Annotated in this window: 1 protein-coding gene and 1 pseudogene; both read right to left on the bottom strand. The window is 75.4% G+C overall.

Going from position 1 to position 688, the window contains the following annotated elements; translation table 11 throughout:
• Nucleotides 1–503, bottom strand: a 503-nt coding sequence (locus QQJ79_RS15685) for a periplasmic heavy metal sensor (protein ID WP_284223858.1), incomplete at its 3' end; no start/stop codon positions are given.
• Nucleotides 500–688, bottom strand: a pseudogene (locus QQJ79_RS15680) (hypothetical protein); the annotation flags it as partial. The pseudogene QQJ79_RS15680 and the gene QQJ79_RS15685, both read right to left, overlap by 4 nt.

Genomic DNA, 688 nt, shown 5'->3' with positions numbered 1-688 from the left:
GCCCTGGCGGCGGCCGGTTGCGGATCGCGGCCGCCACGATCCCGACCGGCGGCGCGGCCCCGGCGGGTCAGGATTTCCGACAGCGCCCGCCGGTCATCCGGCTCCAGCGTCGCCAGCAGCGCCACGGCGTCGGCCTCCAGCCGCGCCCGACCGCGCAGCTCCGCATGGCGGGATTCCTCCAGAAGCGCTTCGGCGCGGACGGCGTCGAACGTCGCAGAACGCCCCATTTCGACGGCCTGACGCCGCTTCAGCCGCGCCTCCTCGAAATCGGGACGGGCGGCGAGAGCCGAGGCGCGCAGGGTATCGCGCACACGCTCGCGGACCGCGGGATCGAGCTGTTCGATCAGTCGCATCGGCGAGCCGGCCCTGGCCGGGCGGTGCTGGGCCTCGACCCGGTCCTCGACCTGGGCGCGGGTGACGAGCAGGGTCGCCCCCGCCGCCACGGCGAACAGGTTCAGCGCCACCGAGCCGACGAGGGCGAGCTTCAGGGCCTTGGGGCTCATCCGAGCACCTCGGCGTCGTCCACGCCGAGCAGCGAGGCCTGATAGAGGACGGCTTCGGCCTGGGCGTCGGCGGTCAGCCAGGTCGTCATCATCACGCCCGCGACGATGCCGGCGCAGGCGGCGGCGGCCCAGCCGGCGCCGAGGGTCAGCGCCAGCCGATCCAGCCAGCGGCGGCCCTCGCGGCG

The organism is Brevundimonas denitrificans (genome assembly GCF_030160755.1).
In the GTDB taxonomy this organism is placed as follows: Bacteria; Pseudomonadota; Alphaproteobacteria; order Caulobacterales; family Caulobacteraceae; genus Brevundimonas; species Brevundimonas denitrificans.
The sequence above is the reverse complement of the archived record's forward strand: the minus strand, read 5'-3'. Positions and strand labels throughout refer to the sequence as shown.